19 protein-coding genes, 7 pseudogenes and 1 riboswitch are annotated in these 23,349 nt (G+C 59.5%); of the genes and pseudogenes, 11 read left to right on the plus strand and 15 right to left on the minus strand.

The window, feature by feature from the left end; genetic code table 11:
• Positions 1 to 293 precede the first annotated feature (293 nt).
• Together AC5ZG5_RS35655 and AC5ZG5_RS35660 are read left to right on the plus strand one after the other, a co-directional pair.
• Entirely contained in the window at positions 294 to 1,061 is a 768-nt protein-coding gene (locus AC5ZG5_RS35655; protein WP_456647116.1) for a tetratricopeptide repeat protein, read from the plus strand.
• 354 nt (positions 1,062 to 1,415) lie between these two features.
• A complete protein-coding gene (locus AC5ZG5_RS35660; protein WP_456647117.1) occupies positions 1,416 to 1,613 on the plus strand; it encodes a hypothetical protein in 198 nt (65 codons plus the stop codon).
• A 67-nt stretch (positions 1,614 to 1,680) separates the two neighbouring features.
• Here the strand turns inward: AC5ZG5_RS35660 and AC5ZG5_RS35665 are convergent.
• Together AC5ZG5_RS35665 and AC5ZG5_RS35670 are read right to left on the minus strand one after the other, a co-directional pair.
• Positions 1,681 to 2,245 (minus strand): annotated as a pseudogene (locus tag AC5ZG5_RS35665) (ATP dependent DNA ligase); the annotation flags it as partial.
• Between the two features lie 410 nt (positions 2,246 to 2,655).
• A complete protein-coding gene (locus tag AC5ZG5_RS35670) occupies positions 2,656 to 2,829 on the minus strand; it encodes a hypothetical protein (protein ID WP_456647118.1) in 174 nt (57 codons plus the stop codon).
• Here AC5ZG5_RS35670 and AC5ZG5_RS35675 point away from each other — a divergent pair.
• A complete protein-coding gene (locus tag AC5ZG5_RS35675; protein ID WP_456647119.1) occupies positions 2,828 to 5,173 on the plus strand; it encodes an ATP-binding protein in 2,346 nt (781 codons plus the stop codon). The two genes, AC5ZG5_RS35670 and AC5ZG5_RS35675, sit on opposite strands and share 2 nt — an antisense overlap.
• Positions 5,174 to 5,756: 583 nt before the next feature.
• Positions 5,757 to 7,340 (plus strand): porin, encoded by a 1,584-nt coding sequence (locus AC5ZG5_RS35680; RefSeq protein ID WP_496165495.1) that lies wholly within the window; start codon positions 5,757 to 5,759, stop codon positions 7,338 to 7,340.
• Between the two features lie 90 nt (positions 7,341 to 7,430).
• Here the strand turns inward: AC5ZG5_RS35680 and AC5ZG5_RS35685 are convergent.
• The 4 genes and pseudogenes from AC5ZG5_RS35685 to AC5ZG5_RS35700 all read right to left on the minus strand — a co-directional run bounded on the left by AC5ZG5_RS35685 (position 7,431) and on the right by AC5ZG5_RS35700 (position 12,477).
• Positions 7,431 to 8,378, minus strand: a pseudogene (locus AC5ZG5_RS35685) (IS630 family transposase).
• Between the two features lie 217 nt (positions 8,379 to 8,595).
• Positions 8,596 to 9,831 carry a c-type cytochrome gene (locus AC5ZG5_RS35690; protein WP_456646298.1) on the minus strand — a complete coding sequence of 412 codons (1,236 nt, stop codon included), beginning with the start codon at positions 9,829 to 9,831 and terminating at the stop codon, positions 8,596 to 8,598.
• Between the two features lie 24 nt (positions 9,832 to 9,855).
• Entirely contained in the window at positions 9,856 to 11,622 is a 1,767-nt protein-coding gene (locus AC5ZG5_RS35695; protein WP_456646297.1) for a GMC family oxidoreductase, read from the minus strand.
• 36 nt (positions 11,623 to 11,658) lie between these two features.
• Entirely contained in the window at positions 11,659 to 12,477 is an 819-nt protein-coding gene (locus AC5ZG5_RS35700; RefSeq protein ID WP_456646296.1) for a gluconate 2-dehydrogenase subunit 3 family protein, read from the minus strand.
• A gap of 840 nt (positions 12,478 to 13,317) precedes the next feature.
• Positions 13,318 to 13,419: riboswitch (SAM-I-IV-variant riboswitch) on the plus strand.
• Positions 13,420 to 13,860: 441 nt separating this feature from the next.
• Here AC5ZG5_RS35700 and AC5ZG5_RS35705 point away from each other — a divergent pair.
• Positions 13,861 to 14,118, plus strand: coding sequence for a hypothetical protein (locus AC5ZG5_RS35705; RefSeq protein ID WP_456646295.1), 258 nt, complete (start codon positions 13,861 to 13,863; stop codon positions 14,116 to 14,118).
• 121 nt (positions 14,119 to 14,239) lie between these two features.
• Here AC5ZG5_RS35705 and AC5ZG5_RS35710 read toward each other — a convergent pair whose 3' ends face one another.
• Positions 14,240 to 14,494, minus strand: coding sequence for a hypothetical protein (locus tag AC5ZG5_RS35710; RefSeq protein WP_456646294.1), 255 nt, complete (start codon positions 14,492 to 14,494; stop codon positions 14,240 to 14,242).
• A 150-nt stretch (positions 14,495 to 14,644) separates the two neighbouring features.
• Between AC5ZG5_RS35710 and AC5ZG5_RS35715 the strand changes: the two genes are divergently transcribed.
• Positions 14,645 to 14,872, plus strand: coding sequence for a hypothetical protein (locus tag AC5ZG5_RS35715; RefSeq protein WP_456646293.1), 228 nt, complete (start codon positions 14,645 to 14,647; stop codon positions 14,870 to 14,872).
• A gap of 1,049 nt (positions 14,873 to 15,921) precedes the next feature.
• Here the strand turns inward: AC5ZG5_RS35715 and AC5ZG5_RS35720 are convergent.
• Positions 15,922 to 16,203: a hypothetical protein gene (locus tag AC5ZG5_RS35720; RefSeq protein WP_456646292.1), complete on the minus strand. Its 282-nt coding sequence runs from the start codon at positions 16,201 to 16,203 to the stop codon at positions 15,922 to 15,924.
• 204 nt (positions 16,204 to 16,407) lie between these two features.
• Here AC5ZG5_RS35720 and AC5ZG5_RS35725 point away from each other — a divergent pair, with 204 nt between their 5' ends.
• Entirely contained in the window at positions 16,408 to 16,653 is a 246-nt protein-coding gene (locus AC5ZG5_RS35725) for a hypothetical protein (RefSeq protein ID WP_456646291.1), read from the plus strand.
• A gap of 375 nt (positions 16,654 to 17,028) precedes the next feature.
• On the opposite strand, the gene AC5ZG5_RS35730 is transcribed toward AC5ZG5_RS35725, so the two are convergent.
• Positions 17,029 to 17,310, minus strand: a complete 282-nt coding sequence (locus AC5ZG5_RS35730; RefSeq protein WP_456646290.1) for a hypothetical protein — start codon at positions 17,308 to 17,310, stop codon at positions 17,029 to 17,031.
• A 363-nt stretch (positions 17,311 to 17,673) separates the two neighbouring features.
• On the opposite strand from AC5ZG5_RS35730, the gene AC5ZG5_RS35735 reads away from it, so the two are divergent.
• From AC5ZG5_RS35735 to AC5ZG5_RS35750, 4 genes are all read left to right on the plus strand, one after another.
• Complete coding sequence (locus AC5ZG5_RS35735) at positions 17,674 to 18,081, plus strand: hypothetical protein (protein ID WP_456646289.1); 408 nt, start codon at positions 17,674 to 17,676, stop codon at positions 18,079 to 18,081.
• A 236-nt stretch (positions 18,082 to 18,317) separates the two neighbouring features.
• Positions 18,318 to 18,566, plus strand: a complete 249-nt coding sequence (locus tag AC5ZG5_RS35740; protein WP_456646288.1) for a hypothetical protein — start codon at positions 18,318 to 18,320, stop codon at positions 18,564 to 18,566.
• A 330-nt stretch (positions 18,567 to 18,896) separates the two neighbouring features.
• Positions 18,897 to 19,076 carry a hypothetical protein gene (locus AC5ZG5_RS35745; RefSeq protein ID WP_456646287.1) on the plus strand — a complete coding sequence of 60 codons (180 nt, stop codon included), beginning with the start codon at positions 18,897 to 18,899 and terminating at the stop codon, positions 19,074 to 19,076.
• A gap of 721 nt (positions 19,077 to 19,797) precedes the next feature.
• Complete coding sequence (locus AC5ZG5_RS35750) at positions 19,798 to 19,986, plus strand: hypothetical protein (RefSeq protein WP_456646286.1); 189 nt, start codon at positions 19,798 to 19,800, stop codon at positions 19,984 to 19,986.
• On the opposite strand, the pseudogene AC5ZG5_RS35755 reads toward AC5ZG5_RS35750, so the two are convergent.
• The 6 genes and pseudogenes from AC5ZG5_RS35755 to AC5ZG5_RS35780 all read right to left on the minus strand — a co-directional run.
• Positions 19,986 to 20,206, minus strand: a pseudogene (locus AC5ZG5_RS35755) (hypothetical protein); the annotation flags it as partial. The gene AC5ZG5_RS35750 and the pseudogene AC5ZG5_RS35755 overlap by 1 nt on opposite strands.
• Before the next feature lie 156 nt (positions 20,207 to 20,362).
• A pseudogene (locus AC5ZG5_RS35760) lies at positions 20,363 to 21,091 on the minus strand (SOS response-associated peptidase).
• A gap of 2 nt (positions 21,092 to 21,093) precedes the next feature.
• Positions 21,094 to 21,416, minus strand: a pseudogene (locus AC5ZG5_RS35765) (hypothetical protein); the annotation flags it as partial.
• 549 nt (positions 21,417 to 21,965) lie between these two features.
• Positions 21,966 to 22,142: pseudogene (locus tag AC5ZG5_RS35770) on the minus strand (recombinase zinc beta ribbon domain-containing protein); the annotation flags it as partial.
• Between the two features lie 28 nt (positions 22,143 to 22,170).
• Positions 22,171 to 22,653, minus strand: a complete 483-nt coding sequence (locus AC5ZG5_RS35775; RefSeq protein WP_496165498.1) for a recombinase family protein — start codon at positions 22,651 to 22,653, stop codon at positions 22,171 to 22,173.
• Positions 22,569 to 23,030 (minus strand): annotated as a pseudogene (locus AC5ZG5_RS35780) (recombinase family protein); the annotation flags it as partial. The pseudogene AC5ZG5_RS35780 and the gene AC5ZG5_RS35775, both read right to left, overlap by 85 nt.
• Between the last annotated feature and the right edge of the window lie 319 nt (positions 23,031 to 23,349).

The raw sequence follows: 23,349 nt of genomic DNA on the forward strand, positions 1-23,349 counted from the left end.
TGCGCATCGAAGTCCCCCGTGCCGAATCAGTTCGGTCCAAGGGAATCAGAGTGCGCTAATTAGGTACAGACCCTAGAAGGGTCAGTACAGCGAGGAGGCGATCGGCTTCGCGTAAACGTGCAGTTGGTCGACGCCGAAACCGGAAATCACCTATGGGCTGAGCGGTTCGATAAGCCGATCGCCGATCTGCTCGATATGCAAGCGAAATTGTGGCGCGGCTCGCTAACACACTAAATGCACAGCTCATTGAGGCTGAGGCGCGTCGGGCGGAACGTTCGCCGCATCCCAATTCCTTGGACCTGTATTTTCAAGGTGCTGCGTGGTTCAACAAGGGACTAAACCCCGACCACATGGAACAGGCGCGTAGCATTTTTGAGCGGGCGCTAGCCCTCGACCCCAAGAACATCGAGGCGATGGTCTGGATGGCGACGGTTGACATGGTCGTCGGCTCAACCGGGATGAGTGGCGATCGGACCGCGCGGCTCGCGGCTGCCGAGGCAACGCTGAAAGAGGCGCTGTCTCTCGCTCCGAACCATGCGTGGGCCCACGTGGCCCTGGGACACGTGCACGTTGCGACTAACCGTGTCAACCAAGGCGTCGCCGAGAGCAAGCGAGCGTTGGCGCTGGATCGCAATTTGGCGGGGGCCCATGCGCTAATCGGTCTAGCGAAGTATTGCACCGGCCAGGGGGCGGAGACTGAGGCACATGTGAACGAGGCATTTCGCCTTTCTCCGCGCGATATCTTTGCCCATCGCTGGTTCGCAATAATCGGTGCATCCAAGCTGCAGATTTCGGCCGATTCGGAAGCGCTCGGCTGGTTCTGCCGCAGCATCGAAGCCAACCGAACTTATCCCCTCGTGCATTTCTTACTCGGTGCTGCGCTAGCGCTGCTGGGCTCGCTGGATCATGCGAGAGCGGCCGCAAAGGCTGGACTGACGCTTGTTCCGAGTTTCACTATCCGTCGCTACCGGGACGGCGCTTACACAGATAACCCGACCTACCTCACCCAACGCGAGCGCATCTACGAGGGCATGCGCTTGGCTGGGGTACCGGAGGAGTGATGGCGAAGTTGGATCACGAGCGGCAATGCTCCGACTGATCGGAAGACTCCGCTTGGACGTCAGAACCAGACATCTACGCCTTTATGAGTAGCACGTCCTAGTCGAGGGAGGTACTTATAACCGGCACCGCAGATCACGATGCGGGTGAGGTCGCTGTGCGCTGCGCCCTGATAGCGGCGCAATAACAGACCTCACCAGAGGTCCGGTCGGGCCAGCCTAGACCGGTCTTCTTTCCGACCGCCACAACTTTGGCCGCTCGACTACAATCGCAATCGTTTGCCGACGGACTGAAACAGCCCTGTAATGCCGCCGGTTCAGTTTGATAGCAAAAGACTGGTAGCACGACACCAGTCAATGACGGTCGGCCATGGGTGCTATCTCCACGCCGGCTCTCCGCGACGAACTGATCAGTGCGGCGGGTTGCCGGAATTTGATGCAGAGATAGATAGCGAGAGCGACGACGCACTGGCGTATGAAGCGCGCCAGCAGCAGGAAGCCGAGGTGATGGTCGACCTGCTCGCGGTCGAATCTGGCGAAGCGGCGCTTGTGTAGCAGGCGATGGAGCAGAAGCTGCCGTTGAGCATCGGGGCGATTGCGCACCGCAGGCGATTCTGCAATGCAGGCTGCTGACGATTCCGCAGACGAACGGATCGCCGGGTTCGTCGTGGATGTCTCCTTGCGCGGACTTCGCCCGGTATTCGATCTCGGCCATAAGCTCGCGCTCGACCCAGATGCCCTTGTGCGCGATGCGCTTAGTGTATGGTTGCGCTTTCCGGATCAGCGTCGTCAGGCGCTTCTGCAGATCGGCAGCGGACGCGGTGTCGAACCGTGATCGACTTTACCCGCATAGATCAGGTCCTCGCCCTTTCGGCGGCCGACATAGATGCCGTCCCATTTGTTGCCGTCGAGCGCGAAGCCTGCGATCACCAGCATCTCCCGCTGCACGCAGGTTTTCTTCACCAGTTGTGCCCCGGCCAGAGGTGTAGGCGCTGTCGCGCACTTTCGAGACGACGCCTTCGAGCCTGACCTTGCGGCGTGGGCGTACATCTTCTTGCCATCGACCCCGAAGCTCTCACTGAACTGGATGTCTGTATCGCCGATGATCTTCTTCAGGTGCCCTTGCGCTCGATCAGCGGCTGCTTTCGCAGATCCCGGCTGTTGAGATAGAGCAGATCGACGGCGATGGACGACGAGAAGATCGTGGAGACGTGGATGTGAACCGCATTGCATGGATCGGCTCCCTACACTGTCTCGGCCGCGAACACGATTCCGCGACCGCAAACTGGTGCAGCGGCGGTGCAGCGCACAAGTCGGGAAAGACAAGCAACCCGACCCACGAAAAAGAAACGAAAGGCGAATAACCATGCTTTCACCAAGACAGTATGAGAAGAAGCCGTGTATGCTCGCCGCGGACCACGCGTTCCGAGTGATCAGCTTGGTCACCGAGTCGTTGGAAAACGACAAGCAGGCGCGGCGTTTGATGGTGACTGTACTGATGGCGCTTCACGACGACACCGCCTTGCAGATGGCGAAACCGCGAACTTGCCGAACGGCTCCTCAAAAGCGGTAATTTCCGGCAAGGTCACGAACGCTATCAGCGACCTCGAATACAACAATGCGCAGCCACGCCAATGGCCTTCATGACATCCGAAGAGCTGGACGCGCTTACGAAGCGTCCAAGCGCGGCATCACGGCTTTTGTCGGCAACGAGATCCGGCAATTGATCGGCGAAATTCGGCAGCAATGCGACGAAGACCAGTGCTTCCATGTTCGACATCGCCCACATTCGACGCCGCCTTTATCAAGCCTCGGAGCGCCACCGCTTGGCGTCCCGATTGCAGTTCGGAGAACGCTTCACACAATGGCGCTTGTCGGTGGACTGGCGCGGTCGGTCTCGTGCGGCTGATTGTGAGTGGGAAATGCTAGTAAAGGGCAGCCTGTTATCACGCCTGTTCGCGCTGGTAGCTGCGGCCATGCTGCCGGCAATCGCGATACAGGCGTACAACGAAATCGACCTGCGTCGCACGCGCCAAGTTGAAGTACAGGACGAAGTCCTCGGGCTCGCCAAGCTCGCCGCCGCCGAGCAGCAACAGATCGTCCAGGGCGTTCGTCAGGCTCTGATAGCGCTTTCGGAGCTTCCGGCGATCAAGGCGAAGGACGTCCAGGGATGCGACGCTTACCTTTCCAGGATCAAGCAACGATACCCGGAGTTCATCGTCTTTATCGTGGTCGACATGAATGGCGACGCCTTCTGCGACTCAGCCAGAGAGCATAAGCCGGCTACCGCAGCTGGACGTGCCTACTTCGCCAGCGTCGTGAGAACCGGCAAATTCACAGTCGGAGAGTTCGCAATCGGCCGAACGACCGGTCGCAATGTCGTTCAGTTCGCGCTGCCATTCTACGACGACGAGGACCGCATGGGCGGCGTCGTTATAGCGGCCCTCAGCCTCGACTGGCTCGCCGACTACATCGCGAAAAAGGGCGTTCCCCCGGGAGCTGCGCTCGCCATCACGGACCGCAACGGCATCGTTCTCGCTCGCTATCCTGACAATGACGTGTTTGTCGGCAAGAAGTTGCCCGTTGGTGAAGACCCGATGCTCGACAACGGGACCGTAGCGGACATGGTTAACATTGACGGCGTGCGAAGAATTGTCGGCTTCGCCGCTGTGGGGCAAGATCTTCTTGTCGGCTTCGGCCTCGGCAAGGCCCAGACTTTCACCAAGATCGAACATCGCACGCGGCGCGACGTGTTGTTCATCATTTTCAGCGCCCTGCTTGTCTTGATCCTGACGGCGTGGGGCGCCCAGCGGTTCATCCAGCGCCCGTTTGCGCAATTGGTTGATGCTGCGAACCGATGGCGGCTCGGCGAATTCGGCCGGCGCGTGGACATCCCGGGCAACTCGGAAATCGCACGGGTCGCCAGGGCGTTCAACGCCATGGCCGATGCGCTGAAACGCCGTGAGCACGAATTGTCCGAAGCGAGGGAGCAGTTCCATCAGAGCCAGAAGATGGAGAGCGTCGGCCAGCTCACCGGTGGCGTCGCGCACGACTTCAACAACCTGCTCACGGTGGTCTCCGCGAATCTTGAACTCATCGAGGCTGGCGACGATATCGGCAAAGCTCGGCGGTTCGCCGCGGCTGCACGGCGTGCGGTCGATCGGGGAGCAAGGCTGACAGCGCAACTTCTCGCCTTCTCGCGACGGCAGGTACTGAATCCAAAACCGGTCAACGCAAACCAGCTTGTTTCCGAGTTCCAGGGACTCATTCGCAAAGCTGTCGGCGAAGCATGCCGGGTCAAGGTGTGGACCACTGAAGGGTTGTGGCTGTGCCATGTCGACCCGGCGCGACTGGAGACCGCTCTCCTCAATCTGGCCCTGAACGCGCGCGACGCCATGCCAAATGGCGGCGTGCTCGACATTGAGATGAGGAACATCGTCGTGAACGAAGGAGCCGTGGCGGGGTGCGCGCCCGGGTCGTATGTCAGGCTGTCGGTTAGAGACACTGGTTCGGGAATGCCTCCCGAGGTGGTGGACCGGGTGTTTGAGCCCTTCTTCACAACGAAGGAGGTTGGCAAAGGCACCGGGCTCGGGCTTAGCATGGTCTACGGCTTCGTCCGTCAGTCCGGGGGGCACATTGCCGTTGAAAGCGCATTGGGAAAGGGGACCACCGTCGCTCTCTACTTGCCGAAATCCACGCAAAAGACTGAGATCGAAATGGAAGAGGTCCAATCCCAAGCGTTTCCGGCCGGCTCAGAGCGAATCCTGGTTGTCGAGGACAACGACGATCTTCTGGACCTCACGTCGGCGATGCTGACCAGGTCGGGCTATCAGGTTCGTTGCGCTAAGAGCGGCACTGAAGCCCTTCGCATGCTCCAGAGCGAGGAATTTGATCTGGTGTTAAGTGACATCGTGATGCCAAACGGGATCAACGGCATCGAGGTAGCTCGCGAAGCGAGGCGATTGAACAAGCGCATCAAGGTCCTGCTTGCCTCGGGCTACGCGGGAGACGTGCTGGAGCGACATCATGCGGTGGGGGAATTTCCGATTATCGACAAACCGTTCCGCATGTCAGATTTGGCGGCGCGCTTGCGGTCAATCCTGCACGAAGGTTGAGATGATCTCCTGCCGTTGCTTTCTTGGCGCGCATGGCGCCATTATCTAGGTTTACCTGACACACCAATGAATCTAACCTGTACTTCCTTCACATTTGACGTAGGTCCCGGTTTAAAAACCTCCAAACAGCGGGGAGCAGCAGTCGACGAGCCTTGGTGGGTCAAGCTGAGAAGAACTGAGGGCGAGCAATGCTGATCGCTACTCCCTCGAACTCGGACATCGCCCGATGAAGTAACCCAGTTCGCATTTGGGCCAATACCCGACATTAACGTGAGCGATAATTTCCCAAGCATAAGCGTGGGTGCCCCGGCGCACGCGGAAATCCTCGACGACCATTCTCATCGAACAGCGGATCGAACCACCTTCGCCGCGAGCGTAGCTACAGCGCTGATCCAGCTTCCAGGGCTGATCTCTCCGGCATGCGCTCCGGAATGGCACTCGCATGCGTTGCGAAAAAGTCACAGTGCGAAATGAAACTCGGCAGTGTCACGTCGCCGCGCATTGTGCGACATGTCTCCTGCGCTAAAAATTGTGGGGCATTCGATTTCCGAGTGGACGTACAGGTCTCAGGCGGAGGCCGGTAATGGCGACAACTCGAATCCTTCTGGGTCCGGCGGCGAGCCTTTTGCTCGCAACCAGCGGAGCCGCGGGCGCTGACCTTCCTGTCAAAGCGAAGCCCATCGAATATGTGAAGATTTGCTCGGCTTACGGTCCCGGCTTCTTCTTCATCCCCGGTACCGACACCTGCATGAAGATCGGCGGCTACCTCCGGGTCGACACCACATTCGATGGCGGCGTACAGGGCTCGCCAGCCTGGAACGGCGACGCAGGACAACATAACCGCTACTTCGACTACTTCGCCGCCCGCTCCCGTATGCTGTTGTCAATCGATACCCGCACCGCCACCGACTATGGCGTGGTCCGCACCTTCGGGCAGGGCCGGTTTCAGTTCTCTACGCTCGGCAACAACACCTTCAACCCGAACTCGATCAACGGCTCGCTGCCGGTCGCCAGCTCGCAGCTGCTCGACACTCCCGGCGGCGGCGTTACTACCATCCAATTCCTCTTTATCCAGTTCGCAGGCTTCACCTTCGGTCAGTCGGCGTCTGCCTACGCCTCGCCTTGGCAGGGCTTCCCCGGCAACATCTCGGACTTCCTGCTCGGCGGCCAGAACAATGATACCGGCGTCAACAACATCCAATACACTGCGGATTTCGGCAACGGAGTGACCGGCACCATCGGCCTCGACGATCCGACGGTATGGGACCGCACCGCCGTCTACAACCTGTCGCTGCCGCTGAACGCCACGCTGAACACGGGCAACGCTTATGCCGGCGTCCACGCGCCCGATGTGGTCGGCAACATCCGCGTCGACCAGGCTTGGGGTCTGTTCCAGATTTCCGCCGCGGCGCATGAGGTCAACGCCTCCTACAATGTCCTGAACGCCCTTGGAGCGCCAGCGGGCGCCGTCGGCCTGCCTGGTGCGGCGCCGACCGGAGCGTCCGAGCTTTCCGGACATCCCGACACCTCCTGGGGCGGCGCGGTCATGGCGGCGTTACAGATCAAGAATATCCCGACCGGTACCGGTGACGACATCAAGATGGACGCGAGCTATTCCAAGGGAGCGACCAAATACATCATCTCGTCGGCTTCAACCTCGCCGAGCTTTGCCATGTTCGGCAGCTCCAGCACTTTTGGCGCCTATCAGAGCGTCGGGTTCGGGGCGACGACCGATGCCGTCTATCTGCCGGTCGCAGCCGGCGGCGACGGCTCGCTGCATCTGACGGAGGCCTTTGGCATTCGCGGTGCGTTCAACCACAACTGGGACCCATATTGGTCGTCGAGCCTCTTCGGCTCGTATGTGGGCGTCCGCTATGACGGCGCGGCCAAGGCCTTCATCTGTGCGAACTACACCACGCCCGGCAAAGCGGTCAGTGCGGACTACGTCTGCAACCCCGACTTCAACTTGTCGCAGCTCGGTGTCATCACCCGCTGGACCCCGGTCAAGAACCTGACCTTCTCCGCCGAATTCATGTGGTTCCACCTCGACCAGAAATTCCAGGGCTCCGCGGTCCTTGGAGCTTCGGCTCCGAAGCCTACCGCGCGCTACGAGTTCAAGGATCAGGACACGGTCCACCTGCAGCTTCGCGCCCAGCGTAACTTCTGAGGCCTTTTTGCAGCGAAAAGCCTGACAAGTCGCTCGGTATGTCTCGATCTAGGCGTCGGTAAAACCGGGGTATTGGACAGCTAGAGCGTTTCACGTTTTGATGGAAGCATATCCTGCGTTGGCGAAGTAGTTGCTGCATTCGGTAGGCTGGATCGAGGCGACGAGATCGCCGAGGTGTCGCCAAATGTCTTCGAGGGTGCGCTTCTGGGCGATGCGCATCCAGTGCTTGATCTTGGCGAAGTCTGTTCGATCGGATTGAGGTCGGGTGAGTAAGGCGGCAGATACCAGAGTCTGGCGCCGGCGCCTTTGATGATGCGACGCAGAGCAGCCGACTTGTGGCTGCCGAGATTATCCATGATCACGATGTCGCCCGGCTTGAGAACTGGAACAAGCTGCTGTTCGACATAAGCTCGGAAGCATTCGCCATTGATCGGCCCGTCGAAGACGCAGGGAGCGACGAGGCTGTCAGAGCGCAAGGCGCCGAGAAAGGTCAGCGTCCGCCAATGGCCGTGGGGTGCAAAACACCCCGCACCCGTTCGCCCTTCGGGCCCCACCCGCGCAAGGGAGCCATGCTGGTCTTGATCCAGGTCTCATCGATGAAGACCAGGCGCTGGGATCGAGGCCCGCCTGCCACGACTGCCAGCGGCGGCGCCCGCGCGCGATGTCCGAGCGGGCCTGCTCAAGGGCGAACAGCGTTTTTTTGAACCGCAGGCCTTCGCGCCGCAGGAATGTCCAGACCGCATTGTGCGAAACCTCGACCCCACGGGCAGCAAGTTCGTCCTTCAGCTTGTGCAGCGTCAGATACGGCGTCTGGCTGATCCGTTCCTTGATGAAGGCGCGATGCGGTTCCAGCACCGGCTTGCGGTATCCGCCTATCTTTCCGGGCGCCACTGAACCCGTCGCACGATAGCGCTGTAACCACTTCACCACCGAGGACACCGCCACGCCAAATCGCGTTGCAACCGCCCGGCAGCTTTCACCCGCACCTACGGCTGCAACAACACGCTCACGCAGATCATTGGAAAGAGGTCGGCTCATCAGATGCTGGTCCCCAGACCCAGCCAACATCTTGAATCACAAACCGGCCCGCAAGGGAATCCCTACCGATTCAGCCTAGCCATGAACCGCTCTAGGACAAGATGGGCTGACGTCCGTGGCGCGGGAACTGCAACATCGGTATGTCCGACTTGATTTGCGACCGTATCGCGAGCGCGCTCGATCGGTCCGCCAAAGTTCGGACGCAGCGTGGTCGACGTTATCGAGACACCCGGCCACGCAGCGTACCGACGTCCGTAGACTGGACTGCTGACGCGGCATTTCCCCAAGTGTTGCGAACATAGGTCAGGACGTCCGCGATCTCTGTATCACTGAGATTCCAACCGAAGGACGGCATGGCGGGTGCGGTCGGGGCAGCTGCAGTAGCGACAGCGCGACTGCCGATCAGAACGACGCGAATCAAGGATGTCGGATCAGTGGACTGGACCAGGGGCGCTTGTGCCAGTCGCGGGAATAGGGTTGGAACGCCGGCGCCGCTAGACATGTGGCATGCCGCACAACGGTTCTCATAGACTGCCTTGCCCGCCACCATGCGTGTGTCATCGTGCGCCAGCGCAACGGCCGTGTTCGCGCTTCGAGGAGCACGATCCTTCAGATAAGTGGCGATCGCGAGAAGGTCGGCATCTGTCATATGAGAGGTGGAGTTCTCAATCGCCTCCGCCATCGGCCCGGACGCAATGTCGAAAGCGTTGGCACCGGTCTTAAGATAGCGGACGATGTCTTCCGTGGACCAATTGCCGATGCCCATACGGGGATCCGCGGTTAGATCAGGCGCATACCAATCCTGCAACAATGCGCCGCGCAAGGCTTCCCCACCCCGATCGCCGCCGGTAATGTTCTTCGGTGTATGACAGGTTCCGCAATGGCCAAGGCCTTCGACCAGATAGGCCCCACGGTTCCACACATCCGACTTTGCCGGATCGGATTGAAACACCCCAGGCCTAAAATTGATCAAATCCCAGGTGGATGTTGCCGGTCGGCGGACATTGAACGGAAACCTAAGCTCATTCGGCTGAACCTCGTTACGCACCGGCTCCAACGTGCGCAGATAGGCCCAGATCTCCGACACGTCCTCGCGGGTAACCTTGGTGTAGGCGGGATACGGCATTGCCGGATAGAGGCGAACCCCATCTTTACCAATCCCCTCATGCATCGCCCGCCACAAATCCGATTCGGTCCAGGCACCGATTCCAGTCGCAACATCCGGCGTAATATTTGGGCCGAGCAATTTTCCGAATGGCGTCTCCAGCGCAGCGCCGCCGGCAAAAGGCTTACCACCGGGCGCAGTGTGGCAGCCGGCGCAATCGCCGAGCACAACGAGGTACCGGCCGCGCTCGATCTTCTCGAACGCCTGGTTGTCGTCCGCCGCGCGTGCCGCACCCAGGCCGATCGCGCAGGCCGCGAGCACACGAGTCATCAGATTGCGCATTCTCATGCCAATGCCTCGAAGTGCTAGCTGTCAAATCTGCACGAGCGGGCCGGGACTCTTCAGGTAGCGGTTTACGATCGCGTCTGCCGCCCAAAAGGCGAGTGCGCCCACCGTATCCGTCGGATTATATCCGGGGTTCTGCGGGAAGGCCGTGGCACCCATGACGAACAGGTTGGGCACGTCCCAGCTCTGCAGATAGCGATTGAGCGCGCTGGTCTTGGGCTCGACGCCCATAATGGCACCGCCGCAGGTGTGCGTTGTCTGGTACACGGTGACGTCGTAAGGACCGCGACGCGGGTGCTTCTCAAGCTGCCGCGGCCCCATCTTCTGCGCGACCTCAGCCAGCCGGTCGGTAAGGTATGTCGACATCTTGAGTTCGTTCTCGTGGAAGTCGAACGTCAAGCGCATCAACTTGCGGCCGAAGCGGTCCGTGTAGGTCGGATCGAGGTCGAGATACACGTCGCGATAACTGTAGCAGCTGCCATGCGTGACGGTCTCATAGCTGCTCAAGTAACTCTTCGCCACCGCCTTCTTCCACTCGGCGCCCCACCTCGGCGCTGTCTGTGGTGTCCTCCCAGTCTGGATCGGTCGGCCATTGGTCTGCACCGCGCCCATATAGCCGCCGCCGACGAAGCCATGCGGTCCGTGATCGAAATTGTCGCCGTTGAACTCGTCGATGCACATTCCGATCGAGCCCGACGCGATGAAGGGATTGAAGATCTTGTCGTCGAAAAACGCGCCTACGCTAGATGTGACTTGGTAGGAATAATTTCGACCGATTACGCCCTCGCCCGTGCGCGGGTCGTAGGGCTTGCCAATGCCCGAGTGCAGCAGCAGGTGCACGTTGAACAATTGGAAGGCGCAGAGCAGCACGAGGTCGGCTGGCTGCTCCCATTCGTTGCCACTGGTGTCGACATAGGTGACGCCGGTGGCGCGTTTTCCCGATCTATCCAGGTTGATCTTCGATACCTCGCACTGCGTGCGCGCCTCGAAGTTGGGACGGCGGATGAGTGCCGGCAGGATCGTGGTCTGCGGACTAGCCTTCGAGTAGTTGCCGCAGCCGAACCATTCGCAGAAGCCGCAATAGGTACAAGGGCCTATCGTGACGCCGAGCGGGTTCGTATATGCCTGTGAGAGATTCCCGGAAGGTTGCGGGAAGGGCTTATAGCCCATCTCCTGAGCCGCCTGTGCGAACAGCGTCGGACCGTAGGGCTGCTTCTGCGGCGGCGTCGGATACTCGCGGGACCGCGCTCCCTCGAAAGGATTGCCGCCCGTCTGTATCCGCCCTTTTATGTTTCCGGCTTTGCCGGACGTGCCGCACAAATACTCGAACTTGTCGTAATGGGGCTCGAGGTCATCATACGTAATTCCCCAGTCCTGGATCGTCATGTCCTCGGGCAGGAATTTTTCGCCATAGCGCCCCACCAAATGCGTTCTCAGCTCGAAGTCGCTGGGTAGGAAGCGCCACGTCTCGGCATTCCAATGCACGCCGCCGCCGCCAACGCCATTGGGCGGCATGAACGATCCCCAGCTGCGGATCGGCAGGGCCGTCTGACTGGCGTTGTTACGGAAAGTCATCGTCAGCTGTTCGGGCCGGAGGAATAGATCGTGGCGGATGCGGTAGCGCAGCTCATCTTGCGCATAGGCCGGCGGGAAATCGGTCGCCGTGTCGCGCCACGGGCCGCGTTCGATCGCCACCACGTTCAATCCGGCACCAGTCAGCTCATGCGCCAGGATGGAGCCAGTCCAGCCCAATCCGACAATCACCACATCAGTTGCTGGCAATTTGCGCGTCATATTCCCGATACTCCGGACGAAACGCGCCTTTGGCGCCTATTCGGGTCGGCCAGCAATGCCAACGGGTGGCAGCGGATAGCGCTCGTTGTGCCGCTCAACCCAGTCGCGGTAATCATAGCGCGCGCCGGGAAATCCGATCATCTTCCAACCGACCATGTCGCGGTTGCCGCCGTAAACTGGGTCAGCGAAGAACCCCTCCCGCGTGTTCTGCAGCAGATACTCGAAGAACGCGCGACTGCTGGTTCCTTCCAGTTGCACCTGATCCTTCTCCAGCGCGGAGAGAACCTTGTCCTTCTCATCGTCGGGAATCTGGGCGAACGGCTTTCCCGCGTAAGTGGCGCGACAATATTTGTCCAATGCGGCCAGCGCCTGGCGATACCGCGCTGCCGGGGTCAACGGCGACTGATCTCCCTGCTCTGGCGTTCCGTCGGCGAAGGGCCCGTGCATGTAGAGCCCCTCGGCGCTGCCATAGGATCCCGCAAGTTGTCGGTCGATAAAGACCGCACAGCCGGCATCCTTGCCCCCCGGCGTCTGCGGGTCCGGCGGGATCAGCCGGTCGACGAGGGCCTCGACGGCAGCTCCTTCCTCCGGAGTGAAATACGCCCATGGCCCAGGCCGCACCGCTGTTGGTGGAGTGCCGGCACTTGGTCCCCACGGCAAACTGCCCTTGACGACTAGCGCGCGAGCAGAGGTCGCCGAAAACACCAAAGTCATGGCGGTGGTTATGAGTAATTCGCGACGGCGCACGCCGTGATTAGAGCGCGGCGAGCGGGGTATTCCCTCCCCGGCACTATCAGCACCGGGGGCCATCTTCCCGATACGGTTGGCGCTCAGCGAAATCTCTTTCGCGACCATAGTGCTCCCCTGGATCGTGAACTCGGAATTCCAAGGTGGCGCATCAAAAGACCAACATAGCACAGTCTAAACGGTTCTCAAGTCGGGTGAGTCCAGTTCAGCAATTCAGGCCGCGGCAGGCGTGGCTCTTTGGCTACCGTGCCCCGGGCTTGCCTGAAAGAGCTTGAGCGTGAACTGATCGCGTATTGCAATGCACATCCATGAAATGGAATCATCGAAGCGGTAGACTTGTTGCTCAAGCAAGAGAGATTTACGAGCGGGTTAAGCTGAAAGTACATCTGCATCAGCGTGACCGTTCAGGACGATCGCTCCAACTTGACTATGCGCGCGCCACTTCTGATCAAGACCGATAGGTGAAATTCCAATTGTTCTTCATGCTACGTTGCGGTCCATTTTTTGCTTCCTCGTAAAAGCGTTTGACACGCCAACTTTAGCCTCGGGAAGCCCTTGTGCTTGCTCGTATGCGTATTCGCGTTGAACGATGTCGCACAAGATCAACATCATCAACTGCGACACCATCGCCCCGCTCCGATGCATCCGGCAGACTACGGCAACAGCGCACCACTATCCTCGACGTCCCGATTAAGCCACCACGCATCGAGGCAATCGGCCGCCCAAAGATTCGTTGTCAGTAGGGCAGCCAATGACCGTCCAAAATGGCAGGGCGAAGCCGCAAACGCGTCCGGTACCCTAATTCGTATTTAGCAAGCTTCCGAGAGCGGCCCGGCTCCGCAGTCGCCCAAGTCCGCGGTCCCGATCCGCAGAGGGGCGGGTCTCTTTATCCGCCCGACTGCGGTGCTAGTGACCGCTCTGGAAGAACTATCCGAACCTGCTATACTGATCGTGCATCAAGAAGAGGCTGACGCCTCGCCGACCTGCCATCCCGGGCAAGGTGGTTTTCCGCAAGGAGATGCGGCCAATTCGGCAACGATACGGGTCGCGCGGCCGTCAGCCTCCTCGCCAGTGCGACGGAGGTTATTTTTATGTCTGACATGTTTTTGGATCGCCCCGATAAGCACCAGGGCGCATTCGTCGATCCGTGGAGTCATCAGCCACAGCATCAAGGGGGATATTCCCGATCACGCGGTGTTTGCTGGAGCATGGCACCTAAACGTCGGAATCGACACTATTCACGAAGCTCTTTTTCTTGCACTTGATGACCGCGGTGACCGGCTGTGGTCGCTGACTACATCCACTGACAACTCCACGCGGGAGCGTCTAACCGCACGTGAGCGCGGCGATCGCGACTGGATCAAGCGGAAGATCAGTTGTGGCTGTGTGACCGGAGCGGCTCGCGCCGGAAGTCCGCGCGGAGCGGCGAGCATCCTAATGAACAGACTACTCCGCTCTCGCCTTCATTTTTCAGGCTCGGAGCCGCCCTACATGGCCGGCCTGCTGACAAGCCAAGAGATGGCGGGCATTGTTGATGCCTTCGAGCAGGAGTTAAGACGGAATACGATGGCGGCAGAAGTGGATCAGCATGGTAATGAGGCCACAATTATCACTGCGGCGCGAGACCTTCAGCTCCAATCCCCGACCTGCAGGCCACAACACGATCGCCTGGATTGCGGATTGTGCGCGCCGAAAGCATTTCATCGAGATATCTGCCTCTCGCAACCAATTTTATTGTGGTTACTGTAAGCGAGGCGGGGGACCGGCGAAGCTTCGCGCCTTTTGCGAAGAGATTAACAGTAGAGATGGCGTGGCATGACTATGAAGGATGATCGGAGAGCCGAGGCTGCGACTATCGACCGAAAGCGACTTACGTTTCGCTGATTATCGTCCGGGACGGCGGCGTCGCCTCGCCGAACTCCTCGCGTTCAACCAACAGCTTGAGGCCGAAGCTGCTGAAAGAAAGCAGGCGGCGAGTCAGGTGCGCCAGCTGCTTGGCGGAAGAGCTTATGGGATTTTTGAGAAGGCTATTTGGCTTTGCGATCGGCCCGGGGGCTCCGTTGACGTTTTTGTTCTGACCGCGCGCGCCTGCGCAAGCCTGCAATGACAGGGGAAATTGCGCCAAAACCGACCTTCATTGCCTTCTCCTCTATTGCCGACTGACATTTAATGTGAAATTAAATGATATATAAAAAATAAAGGTACAATAAGTTAATTACCGAACCTTCCCGGTCATATCAGGTTACTTCCTTTCCAAAGAAGGAGGGCGGCTGGTATGCGCGCTTCAACACGCAGTGCCAAAGAGCTTTGCGAGCAACTCGCGTCAGATACCGATGTGCTCGCACAAAAGATGTCGGATTTGCTTTCGCTTCGAAAATTCGTTGCTGACGCTGAAATCGTCGCCGCTTCGCATGGCAGCATACCGAGCGCGCCGCTAATGGGCCTTGATGGCCCGGCTACTGGCGGAAGGAGCTGGCGTTTGCCGCATCGAACTGTTCAATAGATCTCGCAATGTAATCAAATTGTCCAGCGTCATAACAATGCGAGCACGCACGACGCTTTCATGTTCAATCCGATCCGAATCGAATAGTGGACCTGCCTTTGGGCGAACGGCGCTCCGCACCGCCAGGAAATTTAACGAGTGGTAGCGCGGCAGTGGCATTCGATCAGACTGCGAGCCAAAAAGTGATCACACCCAGCAACGCAACAAGCAAAGCGCATTCGAGTTTGTGGTTGTAGGAACGGAGAACTCTGCTGTTCCATTTCATGTCAATTCTCCTTGGCTGAATTCCTAGCAGCGCGTAGCCGAAGCGTTGGGCCGGGCGTCGAACCGTTAGAAGGTCGACTACACCGGCTATCACCTATCGGTATGGGGCTGATACTGCGGCTTCTATCCGGGCTTGAGCACTGGAATTTATGTCGGAGCCCGCACTCCTGGCGAAGTCAGCCACTTATTAACGTGAGAGGCAGCATCTATCTGGCGGGCCTTCCGCAGAAGCTCGTCGCGACGAATGCCATGGGGCATGCCTTCGGCCTGTTTGCGCAGGCTGATCGCTTCTTGCGTTAGGCGGTATTCGAATGTGGATGATGACAACTTGAAACGTCGACGATGCGACATGCCACTACTCCCTGTTCGATTTGGCGGGAGCGTTACCGAACTCTCAGTCACCGATATGAGCCGGGGGCAGTGCGATGATGTAAGCGACTAGACGCCCTTTTCATCCGGGAGTCGACATGATTCGAGTCAGGCGCTGCGAATCGCCATGTCGGACGCCGAAGTAAGTAAAACAGGGCGCTATTCCCTTCAATCGGAGCCGTTTCCCGCGAAGTCTCTTGGCCGCTCATCAACAGCATGTCGGCTTCCCAGACCTGCCACTCCCACTTCCGCGGGAAAAGAGCAATCAGCGTCACTTCAAGCAGGCGCATCGCGGGAAGTTGACCATACAGCGCGATATGCGCTCCCGACCGTCAACATTCCAGTGGTCAATGGCAGCCTTCATATCGCGTCTCGTCGGGTCGTTCACCTCTTCCGCCATTGCGCGACCGCCGAGCCTACGAGGCTGGCCGCGTGTTGATGCTTGCGAGCTCTCGACGCTCGTCATCCGATAACCGCCAGCCCTTGCATTGACTGCAAAGCTGCCTGAAGACGTCATACAGTTTGCTTCGCGCAACTTCGACAACTTCGGTGTCGTCAAACTCGCGGGAGTTCACAACGACTGGCAATGAAAAACGGATCTGACCGCTCTCGAACTGAAACACCAAGCGAACGTCCTCACCCCGTTCGTTGGGCGAAATCATCTCGATACGCGCGATCTTGATCTTGAACTTGTCCATCGCGTCACCTCGCTAGAGTCCCCTGAATACCATTCTGGCGCATAACCGAAATGAGCTTTGACGACGGGTAGTGACCGGCCGGCGGGTCTCGCCCAGACCTAGCGGATTGCAGAGGTCCGCAGTCGGTGGTGTCCGTCTGCTGTCCTAAGCTAGCATTATCGGTGGCTTTTTGAACCAAGCGGGCGGCACGGTATTAAGACGTTCATGGCTGAGTCATTCGGCACCGAATTTACGATTGTTGAAGCAACGGGCGATGATGCGGTGACCCGCCCAAGCAGGCAACTTTGGGTAGTCGCAGCTAAACCGAGCCAAGCACTTACCCTGGTTCTGACGGCTGTCCCGGAAGGCTGGACAGCGGAGCTTGCGACAGGACACCTGACACGCCAGCAGTTGAAAGAGCTGCAAAACCTACATCTCAAGCCTGGCGAAGTGCACAAGCTGATGACGTAAAGGCCGGCCCTGGCCGGCGCATTTCGGCCGCGAGCCCGCGTTCCTTGCTAAGTAGCGAGCCAATAGACCGCCGGGAGTTAAACGACGCCACCCGTCCGCTGGTCGCATCCAACCGGATCGGCCGAGGGTGTTGCAATAACAAAACGGCCCCAGTGTGTTTGGGGCTGGGGCCGCCAACCTGGTGGTGACAGGTTTTCTTCCGGCCGGGGCTTAGGGGGCTGATAGCCGGAAGCCGAGACTCGACGATCACGGACCGATTTGGTTCCTATCTAGCGAGACGCAGTGAACCGCCGATGCCGGGCTGCGCGCGGCGGCAAATCAACGACGAATGCGGCTGTGATGAAGGTAACTCGCGTGCCTGGCCGAAAGATATGGCTACCAGGAAACCTCTCGGTTTAAATTCGACATCACCAACTGAAGATCGATTGAGCTAAGAAAGTCGTGCAATGGCGGCGGTCCTATAAAGCCCATCCGACCGCCAGCATCCCAAACGACGACGGCGAAACCCTGCAGCCCCGCTGCATGCGCCCGCCGCTCCATCGCGATCAACTCTTGCGATTGAACAGATTGCGGCTGGCTATCGAACGAGCTTTCCACAGGGAAAATAATCAAGTCCTGCCCCTGCTCATGCAGATAGGCAACCTTGTAAGTGGGCATCGTTCTACCCTCAGGTTTGAGGGATGGTTTTAGCACTACTTCCGGCCATGAGAGCGGGGGCCGAAGCCTGGAGCGCTAAGACTCGACGCTGGCCGAAGGTCTTCGTTCCACGCGGACGCACGAGAGCCAAGTGTTCCCGTAGGTAGCGGGCGAGACGGGGATCCTCAACCTCCCTTGCAGGCGAAAAGAATCATGCAGCAGGTGAAGCCAAGCGCGTAGAGAAGGGGCACTGCCTGCCATAGCTCTATCACGGTGAGTTCCCTGCAAGCGTACCGATCTCGGCGTGCATAGCATGCTATTCCGGAGGCGACGATCGAAGACTCCGCTACCCTGTGGAAAGGGATCTAGGCTGATGTGAGTGGCTTGACAAAGCTCGGCGTTGGCGGGCTCGTGCGGCGCACAGCTACAAGACCCGAGCGTATTGGCGCGACGGCACCACCCCGTCAGTTCCCGGCGATGTACCGGATAGCCGTGAAGGCGCCGATCGCTACGAGTGCGGTCACAGAGAGGGACAACAAAAATCTCATAGCGACATCCTACCGACCGGCTGCGGTTGGTGGAAGTGCGATCCAGAATGCGGAGAGGGCGCTGAATTTCTTAATGACTGACGATATCAACTCGTTCAATAGGCAAATCGGTAATCTCCTGATCAGGCTAAAGCGTCAGCTTGTACTGCTATCAAGCAAGAAGCTCACAGGTTTCTACTGCAACCCCATGTCGATGGGGTTGGATAAACTGAGCCATAGCACGCTGCGCAACCGGGAGCTTTGATTGATGATTAATGCACCCGTCCCCCGCCGCAATACTCATTTGGCGAATGTTCAAAGACGCCTGCTTGCAGCCCAGTATGTCTGTATGTCGACGGACAAACAGAGGTATTCCATCCAAAACCAAGCTGCCGCCATTGAGCTTACGCGCATGCGCACAGCCTAACTATCATCCGCACCTACTCGGACGAAGGAGAGAGTGGTCTAAGGATTACGAACAGATCCGACTGGCTAGCCTGATTGAGGATGTTCGGTCAGGGCAGGCCAACTTCGATCATCTTCTCGTCTAGGACGTTCACGAACGCGCTGAAGTATGCCTTTCCGGGCCACAAGCCGGGAAGCGTCCTCGTCTCTTTGTCGAAAGGAGACGGCATCGAACTATCGGCGTCCGATAACGGCGTCGGCCTTCAGGACAGCACCGATCCGGCTGGACTGGGTTCGCGCATCGTCCAGCTTCTCGCCCAACAACTCGATGGCGAAATCGCATAACGGTTGAATCCGGGTCTGCGCGTGCGGTTGCGGGCGCATCCGCGTTAGCGTGACGTGGCTCCGTCCTTGGACGCACCGGGACGGAGGAAGTTCCCTCTCGACGGGCATCCGCGGGCGCAGCGGCTCGCGATTTCCGCCGCGATGTCGATAGAGACCGGGTTCCTCATCGGACCGGGCTGGGCTTCTCGATTCTGCCAACATTCGAACATCGGATTGGTTGCGGTCTCCGGCCAATGTTCACTTTTGAACATTTCCACGGAACGAATCGCTAAGGTTGTACTTTCCGCTTGGGAGCTGAAATCCGAATAGCGCCTGTTGGGAAAGCAAGACGTGGCGGGACGAGAGTATCTGAACCGACAGGCGGCCACCCTGCTCAAGTTCGCGAAGACGACCACCGATCCGATGGTCGCCTTGGGCTTGGTCGAGAAGGCTGCTGATCTCAAGGAGCAGGCCGAGGATCCGCGGACCGACCGCGGCGACGAAGCGCCCGATGCTGCCGGCGACAGCTAATCCCCCAGGACTGCCGGCGGCGAAAGGACCCTCACGTGACCGAACCCGGCCGCATCAGGTCGAGGACGAATTTGCGATTCAGGCCCAGGCAGGATCGATCCCAACTTTCCGGTCGTCTACGTGAAGCGGCGACGCCGAGGTCTGGAAGTCGCAAGTGGTCTCGAACAGCGTTCGCCGGGCAACTGGTTACCGCAGTCTCGCAGCTTCTGAGCATGGCCGGGCCCGTGTGACGGCGGCCGGACGACTGAGCCGGAACTTCAGAGTAGCGTCAGGACCGCGACCACCACGACTAGGCCCGTCGCGGTCACGCACCAGCATGACAGTTCAAGGACCCGCATAATCTGCCCCGTTGAAGGGCCTGCCCGGTCGCGACCCTATACCCGGAACCCGGCATGCGGAACCGAAACTTTTCGGCGGCTTCACGTGTTCACGACGGGGGGCGCAGGACACGCGAGGCCTTGCCCATGAATCTCATGCCGTTAGGCGATGTGTTTCTCACGGTCGCGATCATGACCTTGGCCTTCCTGGGGGAGGTCGCCGTTTTCGCTCTCATCGGAATCTTATGAATCAAGCCCGTGCCTTGGCGCGAGCCTGGCGGGCGCACCTAGTCATCCTCGAAAGAACGCGGGAGCCGCGATGTCTACCGTCGCCTTGGCCACCCCCGGATTCCTACGGTCGCATCGATGCGTAATCGTTTACCATCCGCGATTATCTTCAGCCCATGGACGTCGAGTACGACCCCGAGCGCGAGGCGTTTGCGGCGATGAAGCTCGCCGCCGAAGCCGATGGAGCCGAACGGCAGAGCTGGATCAACGCCGCATTGGCGTGGATCGAACTCACTCGCCTGCGGGCGCCGGCTCGCCGCGAGTGCGACGTGACGGAAGAGGCGATTTGGGCGGTTTCGGACTGACACTCCGGATAGGATTCGCCGATCGAATCCAGAACATCGCGGACCTCGGCGACAGCCTCGTCCGGAGAGACCCCGGCCGGCGAATCCCGACGTGCGATGTCGAAGGCCCGCTCGCGAGCATGGGGTCGGCGCGGTCCTGCATCCACCCGTGCTCCTCGCACGCGCGTATGGCGCCAGCCTCCTGCAGCACGCTGATCGCCCAGCCGCGCAGCGTCCTGATCGCGGGCCGCTTTTCCTAAACATCAGCATGAGATCGCTCCTGACGGGGGACGAATCCTTGCCGACCGTGCCCCGTTCCGGGCTGCTAACACAGACCAGGGATTCAAATTGCCGTAGCTCCGGCTTGTCCACCTGTTCCGCCGGCCTGTATACACGCTTAGGCGGCGAGCGGCGGATTTTCCTTCTCACCGGTTGCAACGATCTGGAGCGCACCATCCGGAAGCGGGCGCTGCAACGCCTCGGCCTCGTCCCAAGGCGCGCGCATCCAAACATCGTACTCCTCGGCGGTGGTCAGGATCACCGGCATCGCCTTTGGGATGGACGCGCTTGACCTCTGCGTTCGGATCGCAGGTCAGGAAGCCGAAGAGGTCGGCCGTGATCTCGCCTTCCTTGGCCTTGCGGACAGACGTCCAGTTGGTCCAGAGCCCGGCAAACGCGTGGAGCGGCCGGCGCTCGTCCGGCGCGAACCACACCGGCACTTTCTTGCCGTCGATTGTGTCGTATTCGGAAAATGACGTGAACGGCACCAGGCAGCGGTGCTCCGGACCGAGCCATCGCTTCCAATGCGCGCTCTTGATTTTGCGGATATTGGTGGTGCCGCTGTCAGGCTCCATCCTGAGCAATGCCTTGAAGTCGACGGTCTTGCCCTTGGCTTCGAGCTTTTGGGCGCGCTTTTTGGTGGCCTCGAAAAGAGCGCTCTGCGACGACGGCGTGCCCCACCGCGCCATGACGATCTCCCGCCCATCGGGCGCATTGCGGACGATGGGCGCAGGATAGTCCGGAAAGCTGCCCGGCATGACGGCAGGTTGCCGACACGGCTGTTAAGGGCCCCAAATAGGCGCCGGATCGCGTCGACGTTTTTCGTCATCGAATAGAGATTGCACAAAGTCACGTCACCGGAGCGGAGCGCTGTGTCAGTTGAAGAAGAGTCGCCATAGGACGCCGGCCAGCCTTAGCACATTTGCTGCACCGGAGGCGGCTAGCTAAATCGTGCACGAACGTGGTCGGCGGGTGAGGAAGGGCGGCCAGATCGATGTCGCGCCGTGTCTTGCAGCGGGAGCATTCGATCTCAAGCCAAGTGAAGCCGCCGTTGATTGCTTGATGGACGGTCGGCGAAGGGTCGATCGCTCACCATCCGCCCACATCCGTTCGTTCCAGCTGTCGCAGAGCAATCGGTCCGCTTGGCGGATAAGTGCGTTGCCTTTGCTGCGGGCTATCACGTATGACCCACTATTATGGTGGGCCTCCGGAAGGAGCCCTCCGCCGGTCAGGGCGGCCAGCTTTCCCTTGACCTCGACTTCGAAGCTTTCCCACGGGCCTTTCGGGTGGACGATGACGCTGTGCACAAGCGACCTGAAGTCGGCGACCAACGGGCCGCGGTCGTCCTCCGCGCTTGCATGGCTTGCTATCGTGTCGGCAAGCGCATTGACGGTCTCGATGTAGCGGTCCAGCGTTGCTGGATGCAGTGAGATGGGGGTAGGGGCCTCCTCGAGGGCAGCCAGTTCCGCCTCGACGCGCAACCGCTCCTGCTTCAGCTCGGCGATCCGTTGCTTGGCATCCTCCTCGGAAATCACGTACCTGATCACGAGATCAATGTTGCGCTGACGCTCGCCTTCGATCCGGTCACGTTTCGCCTCTAGCCGCAGGCGCTCCGAGGAGGCGTTCCCCGCAAGCCGCTCTCGCTCACTGTTGTAGTTGCGGACGTAGGTCTCGATCAGCCGTGGGTCCTTCAACTCCTCGACCATCCCACTGAGCACGAGTCTTTCGATGTCGCGCAGGTAGATGATCCTGCGATTCGAGCAACTGCCACTCTCGCGCACAGCTGAGCAACGAATCCTGGTCTTTCCGGTCTTGTCGCGGTCGTGAACTGACATGCCAGATCCGCAACAACCGCACCGAAGGAGACCAGACAGGAGATGCGGCGACCGCCGCTTCATGTGGCTGGCCAAATGCCCTTCTCAGCCTTCAAAGCGTGCGCCTGCTTCCACACGGACTGTTCGACGATCCGCAGTTGGGGCGCATCAATGCTCTGCCACTCCTCGAGGGCTTTGGGCGAGACAGTCGTTTGCCTGTATCGGGGTCCTTCACCATCCGGACCTTGTTCCAGACAATACGGCCAGCATAGAGCTCATTGAAGATGAGCCCCGTCCCGCGCTTGGCATTGCCGTTGATCGTCGACGCATTCCATCGCCGACCTCGCGGTGGATGGATATTTTTCCCGATTGAGATCCTGCGCGATCTCTCGGGGGGCCCCCCTCCCGCTGCATATGCTGCAAAGATCCGTCGGACGATCGTGGCTTCATCTTCAACGATTCGAGCTTGCCGGGTTTGCCGGCGCGCCCTCCCGTATGTCGGCCATCGCGTATCACGCCGGCCATGCCGCGGCGGACCTTCTTCGCGCCATCCTCGCGTTGCATCTGTCCGACGAGGCTCCGGATCCCAATCAATATCGAGTCCGCGGTGCCATCGTGGACGGCCTGGATCTCGATCCCCTGGAAAGACAACCTTTTGTGGATGCCGGCAAGATCCTCCATATCGCGTGAGAGCCGGTCCAATGCCTCTACGATCGCAACTGCGAAACGATGCTGACGCGCAGCGTCCATAAGTTGCATCAAACCATCGCGGCCAAATACCGAGGCCCCAGAACGCGCCTTGTCTTCAAACGTAGCAACGACATCGAGTTGATGACGAGCTGCATAAGCGCGGCATAGAGCAATCTGATCTTCAGTCGATTTTTCGTTTTGAAGCTCGGTCGAGAACCGAGCATAGATCGCTGCGGGTTTCATCTCGAATACCAGTGCTGATGCGCTTGTCGCAAGCGGCATCAAGATGGTTTTTCATCAGGCGCTCACTATCGAAAAGATGAACGCGTCTTGTGTCGGCGATTGCAAGCGCTTCAACAAACTTGGTCAGATCAGGATCGATTTGCGCTGAGGCTGCGGACCGTGGTCCACGACTGTGCTCTTCTCTCGTCCTCGCGCGCTTCATCCTAGCAAGGTGCTGCGCACTGCTGAGAGAAAGCAGGGCGCTTAAGCGCCGATCGTGGAATTGGATATGATGGGGAATAAAACGGACAGACTCTCAGAAGATGATTTCTGGTGCGAAAGACCTATACTGCCTGCGATCACGTCAAGAACGTGCTGC

Source organism: Bradyrhizobium sp. Ses1, assembly GCF_059512365.1.

Bases quoted from the DNA above. Each gene is read 5' to 3' on its own strand.
- AC5ZG5_RS35690 (WP_456646298.1), bottom strand. From the start codon at position 9,831: ATGAGAATGCGCAATCTGATGACTCGTGTGCTCGCGGCCTGCGCGATC.
- AC5ZG5_RS35700 (WP_456646296.1), bottom strand. From the start codon at position 12,477: ATGGTCGCGAAAGAGATTTCGCTGAGCGCCAACCGTATCGGGAAGATG.
- AC5ZG5_RS35670 (WP_456647118.1), bottom strand. From the start codon at position 2,829: ATGGAAGCACTGGTCTTCGTCGCATTGCTGCCGAATTTCGCCGATCAA.
- AC5ZG5_RS35660 (WP_456647117.1), top strand. From the start codon at position 1,416: ATGACGGTCGGCCATGGGTGCTATCTCCACGCCGGCTCTCCGCGACGA.
- AC5ZG5_RS35675 (WP_456647119.1), top strand. From the start codon at position 2,828: ATGTTCGACATCGCCCACATTCGACGCCGCCTTTATCAAGCCTCGGAG.
- AC5ZG5_RS35730 (WP_456646290.1), bottom strand. From the start codon at position 17,310: ATGCCCACTTACAAGGTTGCCTATCTGCATGAGCAGGGGCAGGACTTG.
- AC5ZG5_RS35695 (WP_456646297.1), bottom strand. From the start codon at position 11,622: ATGACGCGCAAATTGCCAGCAACTGATGTGGTGATTGTCGGATTGGGC.
- AC5ZG5_RS35680 (WP_496165495.1), top strand. From the start codon at position 5,757: ATGGCGACAACTCGAATCCTTCTGGGTCCGGCGGCGAGCCTTTTGCTC.
- AC5ZG5_RS35725 (WP_456646291.1), top strand. From the start codon at position 16,408: ATGGCTGAGTCATTCGGCACCGAATTTACGATTGTTGAAGCAACGGGC.
- AC5ZG5_RS35750 (WP_456646286.1), top strand. From the start codon at position 19,798: ATGGACGTCGAGTACGACCCCGAGCGCGAGGCGTTTGCGGCGATGAAG.
- AC5ZG5_RS35715 (WP_456646293.1), top strand. From the start codon at position 14,645: ATGCGCGCTTCAACACGCAGTGCCAAAGAGCTTTGCGAGCAACTCGCG.
- AC5ZG5_RS35720 (WP_456646292.1), bottom strand. From the start codon at position 16,203: ATGGACAAGTTCAAGATCAAGATCGCGCGTATCGAGATGATTTCGCCC.
- AC5ZG5_RS35705 (WP_456646295.1), top strand. From the start codon at position 13,861: ATGGCCGGCCTGCTGACAAGCCAAGAGATGGCGGGCATTGTTGATGCC.